Origin of the sequence: Veillonella parvula (assembly GCF_032550495.1) — a bacterium.
Lineage (GTDB): Bacteria > Bacillota > Negativicutes > Veillonellales > Veillonellaceae > Veillonella > Veillonella parvula_G.
The window spans coordinates 816,029-831,242 of the sequence record NZ_JAWFZJ010000001.1 but is presented as its reverse complement, the minus strand read 5'-3'; the positions used below and the strand labels follow the sequence as shown (position 1 = coordinate 831,242).

The following is a 15,214-nucleotide window of genomic DNA, read 5'->3' as shown; positions in this document are numbered from 1 at the left end:
AGATTATTGGCTGATAAAATATCTGTTGGGCTTTAATTACTAAGTTTTTGCGTACAAAGTATTAAAATACATGATAAAACTAAATTAGAATTATAAATCATAAAACGCGGTTCTCCCTTAGCGGTGAGAATCGCGTTTTTCTATGGTATACTAAAGTATATTCAGACTGAACAGAAGTAAGATGAGGATAGCAACATGAAACGTATTGCATTTATAGATTTAGGCTCGAACTCAGTTCGTTTTGTCATATATGAAATTTCTAAGACTGGTAGTTATCGACTGATATATCAAGAGAAAGAAAGTGTACGTCTCAGTGAGAATATGTGGGGAACTCACGAACTGACCAAAGAAGCTATGGAACGCTCTTTGCGTGCTCTAAAAGGTTTTGTACACATGGCTGATGCAATGGAGGCAAATACGGTTAAAGCTGTTGCTACCGCAGCAGTACGTTTGGCTAAAAATGGGGATGCTTTTATTAAATCCGTAAAAGAACGAACGGGTTTGGATTTAGAATGTATTGCTGGTGAAGAAGAGGCTCGCCTGGGGTTTCTTGGCGTTATCAATACCATTGGACTTAAGGATTTTATTATTTTTGATTTAGGTGGTGCCAGTACCGAGATAACCCTTGTACGAAATCGTCATATTACAAAATCGGTGAGCTTGCCGATAGGGGCCCTTACCTTAACAGGCACCTATCAGAAGGGGGATGAATATACTCCTAAAGAACTTGATAAACTGACGAAAGTTGTAAAGAAAACGATTAAGGAACATACATGGCTTCGCAATGTGAAATTACCGCTTCTTGGTATCGGTGGCACTGCTCGTAATATTGCTAAAATGGATCAACGCAAGTTATCTTATCCTATTACAAAGCTACATAATTATGAAATTCCATATCATAGATTCCATGAAATTTTGGAAGAAGTAAAAGGCAAAACTCTAGAGGAGCGCAAAAAGATTAGTGGTTTATCATCGGAGCGCGCTGATATCATTATTGCAGGTCTCACTATCGTAGAAGAATTATTTAACTACGTAAATACTAAAACACTCGTTGTTGGTGGTTGTGGTTTGCGAGAAGGTTTATTTTACGACTATTATGGAGCGCACTACTTAGGTGGTAACTCTATTATTGATGATATTTTAGTACATTCTGCAGAGAATGTATTATTAGGTATGACTAAACATGAGTTAGTTCATGCTAAATATATTACAGATTTAGCTATTAAACTGTATGATGAATTAGAACCACTTCATAGAGCTGATAAAAATACAAGACGTTGTTTGATTGCGGCTAGCTTATTACATGATATTGGTAAACGGATTAATTATTATAGTCATGCCCGACATGGCTGTTATATGCTTGTCAATAGTAATTTATATGGGCTTTCCCATATTGAACAAGCTTTTAGCGCGTTCCTTGTTATGAACTCTCATGGTTTGACGCCAAAAGAGTATAAAAACTTCTTATACGGTAAATTGTTAGATCAAGAACAGCGTTTGTTGGGACAAAAAATATCTATTATTCTAGCCTTGGCTGAAGCTCTTGATGAAAGTCATGAACAATTCATTCGCCATTTATCCGTGAATCTAAAATATACTAGTGTACAATTAGTAGTAACCTATTTGAACGGTCGCGATATAAGTGTCACAAAAGCGGCTGTAGAGAAATTAGGAAAATCTTTTAAAAAAGAATTCAAGAAAACATTAGAAATAGAGTGGAAGGAAGCTCGTAAGGAGGCATAATGGCATTACCAAAAGCGTTACGATATGCAGTGCTACATGTAGGCTCCAGTAGCATGAGTATTACTATTTTAGAATACAAGGACATCGATGATGTACGCGTTATAGATTATGCAGCTAGGGAGGTAACCTTTGGGGAAGAATTATTCCAAACCTCTCGTTTAAGTTTTGAAACGATTGAGGAAATTTGTCATATATTAAAGGGATATAAACAATTAATGGCTGATTACGGTGTGAGTCGCTCTAGATTATATGGTACTACTGTAATACGTGAAGCCGCTAATCGTCGTAGTATTCTGGACCAAATTTATATTCAAACAGGTATGCGTGTTGAGGTTATCGACATGCCTAAAGAGGTGTATTACAAATATGCCTTACTATACTACAAGATGACTAATCAGTACCGCTTGACGGATCCTACAAAGGCAACATTATTCCTTGATATTACTTCTGGTGGTGTAGGTTTAACCGTTTGGCGTGGTGAAAGCTTATTATTCCAGCGCAATATGCATAGCGGGTCATTACGTGTTATGGAATCTTTTAATCGCAACCAACGTTCCTCTACATCGTTTCCAATGGCTATTACCGAGTATTTACATCGCATGATAGGCCCATTACGGGAGGAGCTTAAGACCTTCAATATTAATAGTGTTATTTTATCAGGCGATGAAGCTCAATATATGGCGCGTCTCATGGGAGATGGCAGTAATAAGGACGATATTATTACAATTGAACCAGAACGTTTTAAGGGCTTCATCAAATCCTTTGATGGTGTAACAGCCACTAAGTTGATCAATCGATATAAACTACCTGAATATAAGGCGAATATTTTGATGCCTACTATGATTTTATTTAATGAAATTATAACAGCTATAGAGCCTAAATCGTTGATTTTTAGTAGCTTCTCCTTCTCTCAAGGAATAAGCTGGTTCTATGGCGTTGAGGCGGAAAATAATCCCTTTATGTACCAATTGCGTGAGCAAAATGCTCAATTAGCTCGTGCTGTTGCCGCTAGATATCATACAGACAGCATTCATGATGCTGAGGTGGAACGTTTCAGTTCTTTATTTTGTAAAACATTACGCCATAAAGGTTTACCGGAGCGGTGGGGTTACTTATGCCGCATTGCAGCTATATTGTGTTCTGTAGGCAAGTTTGTTAATTTACGAAACCATGGAGAGCATGCGTATCATATTGTGATGGGCACAGATATTTTTGGGCTTTCAGAAGAAGAAAAACAAGTAGTTGCAAATGTCGTATTTTATCACTATAAGGGAACTCCATCTGATGATGATACATATTTTAATTCCTTAACAGAATTACAAAAGATTCAGGTTACAAAGTTAGTAGCTATCATTCGTGTGGCCTGTGCTCTCGACGCAGGGAGTAACCAAAAAATCTCAGATGTTATATTGGAAGAGCGCGATAATGTATTGTATGTATTCTGTCGCACTAATGAGGATATTTCTCTAGAATGGTGGACGTTTAATCGAGATGCTGAATATTTTACAGAAGTATTTGGTATGGAACTTATGCTTGTAAGAGGAGGTGACCGCCATGTTCAGTAATGCTAAATATTATTTTAATCGTGAATTATCTTGGCTAAAATTTAATCAGCGTGTACTATTAGAGTCCATAGATCCAAATACTCCGCTGTTGGAGCGGTTGCGTTTTATTGCTATTGCTAGTTCTAATTTAGATGAGTTTTTTATGATTCGAGTGGCTGGCTTACGTCATCAAGTTGTGAATGGCATTGTTAAATATGATGCAGCCCATATGGATGCAAAAGCACAATTAAAGGCGATTGATGAATCTGTACAACGTCTTGTTTCCATGCAAAGCACGTATTTAAATAATGTACTGACTGAACTAGAGGCTCATGGCTTTTTCTTTACCCATCCTGATACACTAGATGTAAAAACAAAAGCTTGGCTACGCCATTATTTTGAGGAACATATATACCCCGTAGTAACACCATTGGCTGTTGACTCGGGGCATCCATTTCCATTTTTAACAAATCATACCATTAATGCAATTGTACGTATCTTTCAAATACAAGAGGATGGGACTAAGGATTACAAGATTGCTATCTTGCCAATACCATCTGTATTAGATCGAATCATTGAAGTTCCAAGCCGTGGTAATAAGGAACATCGATTTGTTTATCTAGAAGATGTCATTACTTATTATGCAAATCAATTTTTCCAAGGTTATGGTATTGAAGATTATATGGTTTTCCGTATTACTCGTGATGCAGACCTTGAAATAGATGAGGAAGAAGCAACAGATTTGCTATCTGAAGTAGAGGCATCCTTGCGGCGTCGCCGTCGTGGTGATGCGGTACGTCTTGAAGTTTGTGGAGAGATAAAGGATCACTTATTAGACTTTGTCCTTACAAGTGTAGAATTAGAGCAAAAGGACGTATATCGCATTGATGGACATTTGGATTGCCGTATGTATTTTGATTTCTGTAATTATCCAGGTTATGATAAGCTCCGATATGAACCGTTTGATCCTAAGATTCCTAGTGAATTAGTTGATTATGAAGGTGATAGCTTATTTTCTATTATTGGTAAGCAAGATCTTTTTGTTCATCATCCCTTTGAATCTTTTGCAGTGGTTGAGCAATTTATTGCACAAGCAGCTATAGATCCTGATGTATTGGCCATTAAACAAACATTATATCGCGTTAGTGGGGATTCTCCGATTATTGCGTCCTTAATAAAAGCGGCAGATAATGGGAAACAAGTAACCGTCCTTATGGAGGTTAAGGCGCGGTTTGATGAAGAAAACAATATTCATATGGCTCGTCGACTCGAAAAAGCGGGATGTCATGTTATTTATGGTTTAAAAGGTCTTAAGACACACTCTAAAATTACTATGGTGGTACGCCGGGAAACGGATGGTATTAGGCGGTATGTCCATCTAGCAACGGGAAACTATAATGGTAAAACAGCTCGCATGTATACTGATTGTGGTATATTTACTTGTAATGATGAGTATGGTGATGATGCGTCACGTTTCTTTAACTTGATTTCTGGATATTCTGACCCACCAATTTGGAATAAGTTTATTGTAGCGCCTTTAAATTTACGTGAAAAAATTATGGAACTTATTGACCGTGAAATCGAGTTTGCTAAGAATGGGGAAGAAGCCTATATCATTGGTAAGATGAATTCTCTGCTCGATAAAAAGGTCATTGCTAAGTTGTATGAAGCTTCTTCTGCTGGAGTTCGTATCGATCTTATCGTGCGTGGTATTTGTACGCTTCGTCCTGGCATTGCCGGTGTTAGTGATAATATCACAGTACGCTCTATTGTGGGGCGTTTTCTTGAACATCATCGTTTGTTCTACTTCCGTAATGGAGGGAATGAAAGTCTGTACCTATCTAGTGCAGATTGGATGCCTCGAAATTTGAATGAACGTGTAGAGCTTATGATTCCGATTGAAGATAAACGCCATAAAGAACGGGTAAAAAGTATTTTAGATTTATATTTAGATGATACATTAAAAGCTCATTTTATGAGAGCAGATGGTTCGTATCATAAAATCAATGATCGAGAGAATCCTATATCTGCTCAAGAGGAGCTAATGAAAACTGCTATTGAGCATGAACACAGAGAGTCAATGACGGTCATTGAACGGTTACAACCGATGTTAAAAATAAATAGATGATGAAAAAACCTTAATATATTAGGTAATGAATTTTAATACAATTACATAACATATAAAAAGCCCATTATATGGGCTTTTTTACTTTCTTATACATTTAAAAATGAGGAGAAAATGAAGTTTTGAGTGTTCTAGAAAATATTGGTAACAATTGAAAAACACATAAAAATACAAATTTAGTAATAAAAAATCTGTATATACTATATGTGGTATTAGTGTTGTATATATGTACACAATTCGGAATATATTGTATAGTATTTAAAAATATAGATATGTACGCATACAGTGGACTTTTATTAAAAAATACAAAATACAATCTATTACGAATTCAGTATTTATAAAGGGTTTCGTCTTATTGTTAACTTATGGTGTTTGACAGGTTGTATCTATCTGTAGTAGAATAATACCATTACAGGAGGGATTACAACATGAGAATTCATAAGACACACAAGCGATATATTTCGTCTGTTGTTGCCGGATTGATTGTAACAGCTGTAACCATGACCGGTTTTTCTTATAATGATAAAACCGTTACCGTTATGGTAGATGGTGCAGCACACACTGTTAGAACGCATTTAAATTCTAACGAAGGCATTGTACGCGATGCTGGGGTTAAGTTAAATCCAAATGATAAAGTTATTTCTAGTTCATCTACAGTTCAAAATGGAACAACCTTAACGGTTGTTCGTGCTATTCCAGTTTATGTAACTGTAAATGGTAAAACAAGAGCTGTATTCACTACAGAAACAACTGCTCAAGGTGTTGCTAATGAGCTTGGTTTCAAAGCACCTAACTATGTAGTAGTGGGCGATGAAAATGGATCTGTTTTAAGTGGTACACGTATAACAATTGCTCAAGTAACAAGCCGCTCTCTATCTACAGTAGATCAAGAAGTTGCTGTTGAAGTGGTTCGTCAAAAAGATGATACTATGGCTAAGGGCGAAGAAGAGGTTGTTCAAGTTGGTCAACCTGGCTTAGAACGAGTACAACGTGAAACACTATATAGTAATGGTACAGTTATTAAAACTAATGATGTATCTAAAGTAACACAACGTGCAATGGTACCTACAATTATTAAAGAGGGCACTCGTGAGGTGACTACATCTCGTAATGTAGCAGGACGTGCATCTCGCGCTATCGTAATGGAAGCATCTGCTTATCTTGCTGGCGATGGTGATGGTGCTGGTATTACCGCTACGGGTCTACCTGCAGTACGTGGCATTGCCGCAGTAGACCCAGATGTTATTCCATTGGGTACACGTTTATTTATTCCTGGTTACGGTGAAGCTATTGCTGCCGATACAGGTGGTGCTATAGTAGGTAACAAAATCGACCTTGTAATGGACTCTTATGGGGAGGCTATGGACTTTGGTCGCCAAGACGTTACAGTGTACGTTTTGGACTAATATGATGATTTAGAGGGTATATCTATAAGATATATTCTCTTTTTATTGGACCTACTTAGCTCAGTAATATTCAATTATAATAGATATAGTAGAAGGACGCCTTATGATTAAGGCGTCCTTTTTTAGTCTTCAATATATGGAATTAGATATTCGTACTTTGTACCTTTTAATTCATCTTTAGGGATAAATCGTAAAGATGATCCATTGATACAGTAGCGAAGAGAGCCATTAGGACCATCTTCAAATACATGACCTAAATGAGCATTACCGATGCGGCTACGAACTTCTATGCGATTCATACCATGTGAGTTATCTTGGTAATACTTGATAACATCTTTAGCTATTGGTTTAGTAAAGCTAGGCCAGCCACAATGAGAATCGAATTTATGGGCTGATACAAATAGTGGCTCTCCAGTGGTGATATCTACGTAGAGACCCGCTTTAAACTCATCTGTTAGTTCATGGCTGAAAGGCGCATCTGTAGCAGAGTTTTGAGTTACTTCAAATTCTTGTGGCGCTAAAGCCTTTAAATCTTCCTGGGAAGGTTTAGCATATGCATTATCATCGATGAGTGGTTCATCAGATAGACCCAATGGAATGTGACAATAGCCATTAGGATTTTTGTCTAAGTAATCTTGATGGTATTCCTCAGCAGAGTAGTAGTTCTCTAAAGGTAATACTTCGATAGCAAATGGTTTGCCTTCAAAGGCTTGAGCACGTGCTAAGGTACTTTCAATAACGGCTTTATCGGTTGGATCAGTATAATAAATACCCGTACGATATTGAATGCCTACGTCACCACCTTGTTTATTGACACTAAAGGGATCAATAGCACGTAGAAAATATTGAATTAAGTGATTTAAAGATAATATATCAGCATCGTAAGTGACCTTGAGGGCTTCTACGTGCCCACTATTGTGGCATACATCTTCATAACTTGGATTTTCTGTAGGACCATTAGCATAACCTACTTCAGTAGTAAGGACACCGGAGATCTTTTTGATATACCCCTGAAGGCCCCAGAAGCAACCACCGCCTAAATAAATAGTATGTTCACTCATTTAATCACCCCAAACTTCATGAGCTATTTCTTTGACTAATGCGAGTTTAGCCCATTGTTCTTCCTCGGTCAATTGGTTGCCGATTTCACAGGATGCAAAGCCACATTGAGGGGATAAGCAAAGTCTTTCGAGAGGGATATATTTTGTTGCTTCTTTGATACGTTCTTTGATGACTTCTTTATCTTCTAACTCAGGGCGTTTAGATGTGATAAGGCCTAATACAACTTTTTTATTAGGAGAAACTTCACGCAATGGCTCAAAACCTCCAGAGCGATCATCATCAAATTCTAGGTAATAAGCGTCTACATTTTCCTTGGCAAATAGGATAGGGGCAATAGGTTCGTACCCACCACTAGCGGCCCATGTAGAGTTATAGTTACCACGACATACATGTGTAGTAAATGCTAAGTCGTGAGGGCGACCTTCAAGAGCTAAGTTATTCAAACGTAAATATTTAGCGGTTTCACCTTCAATGGTTACACTTTTATCCTTTTGACGACCTGTCCAGTAAGCATGGTCACAACACATACCCCAAGTACAATCATCAAATTGAATATTGCGGCAACCTGCATCGTAAAGGTCTTTAATTACTTGGCGATAAGCGGCAGCAATATCTTGAATCAATTCTTCTAAATCTGGATAGAAGGAACGTGTTGTAATACCATTGTCTTCACGGAATAATTCTGCTAAGAATTGTGATGGAGCAGGAATCGTTTGTCGAGCTGTAGTATGTTCATCTTCAAATTGCTTCACAAATTTAAAATGCTCTACAAATGGATGATTAGTACCGGTGATTTTACCTGTAAGAGCGAGGGAGCCGGGTGCAGTTTCTTGACCGACGAATTTATAACCGTGTTCCAATTCAATTTCTTTTACGCCGTTAAAGCCCCACATGAAGTCTAGATGCCAATAGGCACGACGGAATTCGCCATCTGTAATCACTGGTAGGCCAGCTGCTTTCTGTTTTTGAATGAGGTCTGTAATAAGACGATCTTCAACGGCTGTTAATTCTTCTCGAGTAATATTTCCCTTATTAAAAGCTTCGCGTGCTTCTTTTAATTCTGCTGGGCGTAGGAAGGAACCTACGATATCAAAGTGGAATGGTGCTGTATGTTTGGACATAATAATCCTCCTTATATAAACGATTAAACCGATAATTTTGATAGGTTAATTATAGCTAAGTATGATTATATATAAAAATATCAATATGTTTGAGTTGTGTATAGTTTGAAGTTATGTCTATGAGTGATTTTATGCTTTAAGTTATACCCAAGAAGGCACTCTCTAAAATAGAGAGTGCCTTCTTTATGGATTATCTGATACATCTAAATTGAACAATAGTGTTGTATCGCTCTATAAATAATATGATATATAATTATTTTTTGTTTTCCGGTAATTGAATATGTCTACCGTAATTACTAACGTATTGTTCTAGGGCGTGGATATATTCTTGACCTAAACGGCTACGTTGCATTTTATTATTAGTAATGTAGCCAATGTGCATTAAACCTTCTTCGGCAAGTGGAACGGAAATGATATTTTCACCATTTACCTCTTTATCGATTACACCACTAGATACAGTGTATCCATCAAGGCCAAGTAATAGGCTAAATAAAGATGCTCTATCGCGAACACGGATATGTTTTGGGCGCACTACGGTACTGAAGATTTCTTCAGAAAAGTAGAAGGAATTATGATCGCCTTGTTCAAAGGAAATATATGGATATTCCTCTAATTCGTCCATAGAGACTACATTTTTATTGGCTAATGGATGTGTTTTTCCGATGAAAATATGTGGGTGGGCCGTAAATAGTTCTGTAAAGGTTAATTCGTTAGTGTGAATTAATTTTTCCAATACAGGACGGTTGAAATCATTATAATAGAGTAAGCCAATTTCACTCTTCATATGAGCTACGTCATCGATGATTTCATAGGTTTGTGTTTCGCGTAAGGATACATCGTATTGATCGATTTCAGCGCCTTTTAAAAGCTCTACAAAGGCATTGACTGCAAAGGAGTAATGTTGAGTAGACACAGAAAATTGTTTTTTACCACCGCTTTGGCTCTTATATTGCTCCTCTAAAAGGGCTGCTTGTTCTAACACTTGGCGCGCATAGCCGAGGAAGCGTTCCCCTTCTTTAGATACAGTAATTCCTTTATTAGTACGATCGAAAATGGTAATACCCATTTCTTTCTCTAGTTCTTTAATAGCCTTGGTGAGACTCGGTTGAGATACAAATAATCTCTTGGCTGCCTCACTAATACTGCCTATATTGGCAATTGTTGTGACATACTTTAATTGTTGTAAGGTCATAATTGGCCTCCTTTTATATATTACACTATTAATACTACTCGATTATAAGTATTTAAGCAATGTTATATATATGTTACAATGTATTAATAGAATAAAAGGGGGATATATGTTAAAACAAGTCATTGTCGTAGAAGGAAAATCTGATATACAACGTATCGCTCAAGCTGTAGAGGCTGATTGCATTGCTACAGAAGGATTTACCCTCAGAAGAGGTGTTATCGATATGATTCGCGTTGCCTATGAAAAGCGTGGCATTATTATATTAACGGATCCTGATACGGCAGGGGAACGAATTCGACGTGTCTTGACGAAGAAATTCCCTAATGCACAACATGCTTTTGTCCCTCGCGACGAAGCGTTTGCAAATGATGATATTGGCATAGAACAAGCCTCTCCTGAGTCAATCAGAAAGGCTTTATCTACATTACATGTAGAGTCTTTAGAATCATCCAACGAATTTACTATGGCGGACTTAGTGCGTCACGGACTGTCTGGTATGCCTGATAGTGCGGCTCGTCGAGCAGTTATTGGTGCTAAATTAGGTATTGGATACGGTAATGGTAAACAATTTTTGTACCGTTTAAATCATTATGGTATAACTCGAGATGCTTATGAAGAGGCAGTAAATTGTTAAAATAGGAGTTAAGATGTTAGAATCAGTAATTGCAAGCCCAGAGGTTGTGCATTATATATGTAAGCGCTTTGATATTAAAATGAGCAAAAAGCTAGGGCAAAATTTTCTTATTAAGCGAGGCATAGTTGATGAAATTGTACATGCTGCAGAATTAACCGTAGGGGAACCTGTTCTAGAGGTCGGTCCTGGTATTGGTACGTTGACACAAGGTTTAGCGCAAAGTGGGGCAGATGTAACGGCTATCGAGCTGGATCGTCGCTTATTAGAGGTACTAGATACGACATTGGCATCTTATGACAATGTACGTATCATTCATGGTGATGTGTTAAAGCTTGATGTGCCAACGATTATGAATCACAAACCATTTAAAGTGGTTGCCAATTTGCCATACTATATTACAACACCTATTATTATGTCTTTGTTGGAAAGTAAATTACCTATTGAACGTCTCGTTGTGATGGTGCAAAAAGAGGTAGCTTTACGCATGGTAGCAAAGCCTGGCACAAAGGACTATGGTGCATTATCTATTGCTGTTCAGTATTATACGGAACCAGATATTGTTCTTGATGTACCGCCTAAATCCTTTTTACCAGCTCCAGCAGTAACTAGTTCTGTTATTCGTTGCGTATTGCGCGATAAACCACCTGTAGATGTGATTGATGAGAAACTATTTTTTCGCGTTGTGAAAGCTGGTTTTGCTCAACGCCGTAAAACATTCTCTAATACGATGAAGACAACGGGGTTAACAAGGGATAGAATTGAAGAGCTATTAGCAAAAGCGAATATTGATGGACAACGAAGAGGTGAGACCTTTACACTTCAAGAATTTGCCGATGTAGCCAACGCATGGGCAGCTTTAATCAAATAGTATAATACATAAAGAGCTTATTGGACTGATAAAATATCATTCCAGTAAGCTCTTTTTCATGAAAAAAGGACCCGAATGGGTCCTTTTTAGTTAGTAAAGAATACCAGCCATGGTTGTAATGAGGAAAGCATTTGCAAAGTCAATTAAGAATGCACCTACTAAGGAAACTACGAGCCAAGCACGAGGAGATGGGCCGTGTTTACTTGCTAAGGATAACATGTTAACTAATGCGTTTGGTGTAGCACCTAAACCGAAACCGATAGCTCCGGAACCAAGCATAACTGCATCGTAGTTGCGACCAAAGAGAAAGTAAATAAGGTATGCAAATACACAGATAAGTGCCATTTGTACAACTAAGATTGTAATAAGTGGTAAAGCAAGATCAATTAATTGAACTAACTTTAAGCTGTTGATAGCCATTGTTACGAATAAAGATAATGCTACATTAGATACCGCATCAAGAGCTGCATCGTTGATTTTGTATGCTTTAGTAAAATCACCAAAGTTACGAATTACTGCTGCACAAATCATAGCACCAATATATGCAGGTAGTGGAGTAAGAACAGATAATCCAGCACTTACGATGGTACCGATGCCTAATGCAAGGCCAATCCACATACAAATTGTTAAAAGATCTTGAGAGTTGAACTGTTTGCCACCACTTTCAACGTGATCTTCGATCATATCGATGCCTTCATCCTCCATTAACTCAGGATTTTCATAAGGTGTTTTAACTTTATGCATTTTAATAATGCGTTCACCTACAGGCGCACCGAGGATTGTACCAGCTACCATGCCAAATGTTGCAGCTGCAACTGCTGCGGAAGCGGTACCAGGGATACCAAGTAATTGTTCGTAATATGGACCGAAGGCACCAGCTGTACCAAGGCCACCAATCATAGATACAGAACCAGCCATGATGCCAATAATTGGCTCAATTCCTAATGCTTTAGCAATCATAATACCTGCAGTATTTTGTACTACAATCCACACTGCACATGCTAAGAAGAAGAAAATAATGAAGATACCACCTTTTTTGAGGACTTTTAAGGATGCCATTAAACCGATAGTGGTAAAGAAGGCAAGCATTAGAAATGTTTGCAAGGAACCTTCAAAGGTAATGTTTAAGATTTTATAATAAGACAAAATAGCAGTTAAAAATGCAAATGGAAGAGCGCCTACGGCTGGTGCAGGCATACACATACGTTGTAAGAACTTGGAATGCTTATTGATCCAAGTACCGATGAATAAGGTAATTACAGCAAGACCTACAGTTTGAATCATGGACAGTTTTAAGGTCCATACATTGTTGACTAGGGCTAAGTCAATAAGTGGCATAAAATCACTCCTTTAAAATAAAAAATAAATCTGAATTTTATGGTATCATGAATGGTCAAAAAATACTATAGAATATATAACGTATAAAAAGTTTACATTTTTATCTTTAAACACTCATAATAACACAAAAAAAACAATAATATTAATAAAGCTATTTTTATGATTATACATATAAATATAGAAAAGTAATAGTATATATTACTTATGTACATAATCATACTATATGTATTCGACTTAAATCTGTGATTTTCCTTCTTGTTATAAAAAAATAAACTGGAATATATTTTTTATATTTATAATTATATAAAATATACTCCAGTTTTAAAATTTAATATTTTTATGTTATTTCGTAAGGCTCTAAATTATAAATGCGATAAATTCGTTCTATAAATGCATGTTAAGATATAACTAAAATATATATACCTAGCAATAAGCTAATTAGAAGTTATAGCTCATGGTGTAATTTAGGGGTTGTTAAGAATGTTACATCCGGATTACGCTCTTGAACCCAACCCATTTGCCATTCGTTAGAGATAAGAACTACGGTGCGATCCCGATTATCTTTTACAATCATCGCATTATCTATACCTTTTAAGGCTGCAATATCAACTTCGCCATCAATCCAACGGGCTACACCATATGGCAATGTATGATTTAATAAATCTACACCATATTCATTTTTGAGGCGGTACTCAAGAACTTCAAATTGAAGCATACCTACGGCACCGACCACGAAGGAATCAAGGGCACCTGGTTGTTCAAAGATTTGAACAGCCCCTTCTTGAGCCAATTGAGTCATACCCTTTTGGAATTGCTTACGTTTCATAGTATCTTTCGGGGATACACGAGCAAAAAACTCAGGAGGAAAGACAGGGAAGTCGCCAAAGGTTACTTTATGCTTTTGTGCACAAAGCGTATCTCCTACGCCCATAGTACCGGCATCAAAGACACCGATAATATCGCCAGGGTATGCATCTTCTACGATGGTACGTTCCGTAGCCAAAAATTGTTGAGGCTGAGATAGGCGGATTGTTTTATTAGATTGACGATGTAATACGGACATACCTTTTTCGAATTTACCAGAGCAAATACGCATAAATACGATGCGGTCATGGTGATTTGGGTCCATATTAGCTTGGATTTTAAATACTAGAGCAGAGAAGTCTTCACTAGTAGGTTGCACTATTTCCTCTATCGCTTGTCGTGGAGCAGGGGATGGAGCTAGTTCCAAGAATTTTTCTAAGAATGGTTTTACCCCGAAGTTCGTCATAGCAGAACCGAAAAACATAGGTGTTAATTCACCAGCACGAACCTTATCAAAATCGAATGGATCGCCAGCAACGTCGAGCAACTCAATATCGTCGAGTAATGCTTGGTATACATCGTCACCTAATAACTCTTTCATACGAGGATCTGTTAATGAACCTTTTTCGGAAGCTAACTTTTCTTGACCATGAGTTTCGTCTTTTGCAAAGAGCTCGATAGTTTCGTGTTCTCTGTCGTAGACGCCTTTGTATTCGCCGTTGATACCGATAGGCCAGTTCATAGGACATGTATGAATACCGAGAACATTTTCGATTTCTTCCATTAGATCGAATGGGCTACGACCGAAATGGTCAATTTTGTTTACAAATGTAAAGATAGGAATACCGCGCTCTTTAGATACGGCAAATAGTTTCTTTGTTTGGGCCTCTACGCCTTTTGCTACGTCGATAAGCATGACAGCACTGTCAGCAGCCATCAATGTGCGGTATGTATCTTCAGAGAAGTCTTGGTGACCAGGAGTATCAAGGATGTTTACGCGACAACCATCGTAGTCAAATTGCAATACGGAACTCGTTACAGAGATACCACGTTGTTTCTCGATTTCCATCCAGTCGGATACGGCGTGTTTTGCAGTTTTACGAGACTTTACGGAGCCTGCTAAGTGAATAGCACCACCATATAATAGTAATTTTTCCGTTAATGTTGTTTTACCCGCATCCGGGTGAGATATGATAGCAAACGTACGACGACGTTGTACTTCTTCTAAAAATGTCATGATTCACCTCTATTAATATGTTTGTAAAAGCAGATAAATCTTTAGGTTCTACTTTCACAGTCTATATATCGTAAAAATTATACATGATTTTTCTAGTTATGACCACTAAATTGTAGTATAATGAGATTTCATAGAACGGC

11 protein-coding genes are annotated in these 15,214 nt (G+C 37.5%); 6 read left to right on the top strand and 5 right to left on the bottom strand.

The features are described 5' to 3' along the window. Window positions 1-195 precede the first annotated feature (195 nt). The 4 genes from ppx (at window position 196) to E6X37_RS04045 (ending at window position 6,818) form a co-directional block, all read left to right on the top strand. The gene (ppx, locus tag E6X37_RS04060; protein WP_105086592.1) at window positions 196-1,743 is read left to right on the top strand and encodes an exopolyphosphatase; all 1,548 of its coding nucleotides are present in this window, start codon (window positions 196-198) and stop codon (window positions 1,741-1,743) included. Then, complete coding sequence (locus E6X37_RS04055) at window positions 1,743-3,308, top strand: Ppx/GppA phosphatase family protein (RefSeq protein WP_101928137.1); 1,566 nt, start codon at window positions 1,743-1,745, stop codon at window positions 3,306-3,308. Before ppx ends, E6X37_RS04055 begins: the two co-directional genes overlap by 1 nt. Then, entirely contained in the window at window positions 3,298-5,415 is a 2,118-nt protein-coding gene (ppk1, locus tag E6X37_RS04050) for a polyphosphate kinase 1 (RefSeq protein WP_156697447.1), read from the top strand. Before E6X37_RS04055 ends, ppk1 begins: the two co-directional genes overlap by 11 nt. 425 nt (window positions 5,416-5,840) lie before the next feature. After that, entirely contained in the window at window positions 5,841-6,818 is a 978-nt protein-coding gene (locus E6X37_RS04045) for a 3D domain-containing protein (RefSeq protein WP_004693280.1), read from the top strand. A gap of 122 nt (window positions 6,819-6,940) precedes the next feature. Here E6X37_RS04045 and msrB read toward each other — a convergent pair whose 3' ends face one another. The 3 genes from msrB to E6X37_RS04030 form a co-directional block, all read right to left on the bottom strand. Continuing rightward, window positions 6,941-7,879: a peptide-methionine (R)-S-oxide reductase MsrB gene (msrB, locus tag E6X37_RS04040; RefSeq protein WP_316689541.1), complete on the bottom strand. Its 939-nt coding sequence runs from the start codon at window positions 7,877-7,879 to the stop codon at window positions 6,941-6,943. Next, window positions 7,880-9,001, bottom strand: a complete 1,122-nt coding sequence (locus E6X37_RS04035) for a 5-methyltetrahydropteroyltriglutamate--homocysteine S-methyltransferase (RefSeq protein ID WP_316689540.1) — start codon at window positions 8,999-9,001, stop codon at window positions 7,880-7,882. It abuts the gene before it with no gap. 253 nt (window positions 9,002-9,254) lie between these two features. Next, complete coding sequence (locus E6X37_RS04030) at window positions 9,255-10,193, bottom strand: LysR family transcriptional regulator (RefSeq protein WP_316689538.1); 939 nt, start codon at window positions 10,191-10,193, stop codon at window positions 9,255-9,257. A gap of 106 nt (window positions 10,194-10,299) precedes the next feature. Between E6X37_RS04030 and rnmV the strand changes: the two genes are divergently transcribed. After that, window positions 10,300-10,827: a ribonuclease M5 gene (gene rnmV / locus E6X37_RS04025; protein WP_316689536.1), complete on the top strand. Its 528-nt coding sequence runs from the start codon at window positions 10,300-10,302 to the stop codon at window positions 10,825-10,827. Between the two features lie 13 nt (window positions 10,828-10,840). Continuing rightward, window positions 10,841-11,695, top strand: a complete 855-nt coding sequence (gene rsmA / locus E6X37_RS04020; RefSeq protein ID WP_316689534.1) for a 16S rRNA (adenine(1518)-N(6)/adenine(1519)-N(6))-dimethyltransferase RsmA — start codon at window positions 10,841-10,843, stop codon at window positions 11,693-11,695. Window positions 11,696-11,785: 90 nt separating this feature from the next. Here the strand turns inward: rsmA and E6X37_RS04015 are convergent, their stop codons facing one another. Both E6X37_RS04015 and E6X37_RS04010 read right to left on the bottom strand, forming a co-directional pair. Then, window positions 11,786-13,033, bottom strand: coding sequence for a sodium/glutamate symporter (locus tag E6X37_RS04015; RefSeq protein WP_105086586.1), 1,248 nt, complete (start codon window positions 13,031-13,033; stop codon window positions 11,786-11,788). 445 nt (window positions 13,034-13,478) lie between these two features. Beyond that, window positions 13,479-15,074, bottom strand: a complete 1,596-nt coding sequence (locus E6X37_RS04010; RefSeq protein ID WP_316689533.1) for a peptide chain release factor 3 — start codon at window positions 15,072-15,074, stop codon at window positions 13,479-13,481. Window positions 15,075-15,214 lie beyond the last annotated feature (140 nt).

Excerpts from the sequence above, each read along its gene's own strand:
- ppx (WP_105086592.1), top strand. The coding sequence starts at position 196 with ATGAAACGTATTGCATTTATAGATTTAGGCTCGAACTCAGTTCGTTTT.
- E6X37_RS04055 (WP_101928137.1), top strand. The coding sequence starts at position 1,743 with ATGGCATTACCAAAAGCGTTACGATATGCAGTGCTACATGTAGGCTCC.
- ppk1 (WP_156697447.1), top strand. The coding sequence starts at position 3,298 with ATGTTCAGTAATGCTAAATATTATTTTAATCGTGAATTATCTTGGCTA.
- E6X37_RS04045 (WP_004693280.1), top strand. The coding sequence starts at position 5,841 with ATGAGAATTCATAAGACACACAAGCGATATATTTCGTCTGTTGTTGCC.
- msrB (WP_316689541.1), bottom strand. The coding sequence starts at position 7,879 with ATGAGTGAACATACTATTTATTTAGGCGGTGGTTGCTTCTGGGGCCTT.
- E6X37_RS04035 (WP_316689540.1), bottom strand. The coding sequence starts at position 9,001 with ATGTCCAAACATACAGCACCATTCCACTTTGATATCGTAGGTTCCTTC.
- E6X37_RS04030 (WP_316689538.1), bottom strand. The coding sequence starts at position 10,193 with ATGACCTTACAACAATTAAAGTATGTCACAACAATTGCCAATATAGGC.
- rnmV (WP_316689536.1), top strand. The coding sequence starts at position 10,300 with ATGTTAAAACAAGTCATTGTCGTAGAAGGAAAATCTGATATACAACGT.
- rsmA (WP_316689534.1), top strand. The coding sequence starts at position 10,841 with ATGTTAGAATCAGTAATTGCAAGCCCAGAGGTTGTGCATTATATATGT.
- E6X37_RS04015 (WP_105086586.1), bottom strand. The coding sequence starts at position 13,033 with ATGCCACTTATTGACTTAGCCCTAGTCAACAATGTATGGACCTTAAAA.
- E6X37_RS04010 (WP_316689533.1), bottom strand. The coding sequence starts at position 15,074 with ATGACATTTTTAGAAGAAGTACAACGTCGTCGTACGTTTGCTATCATA.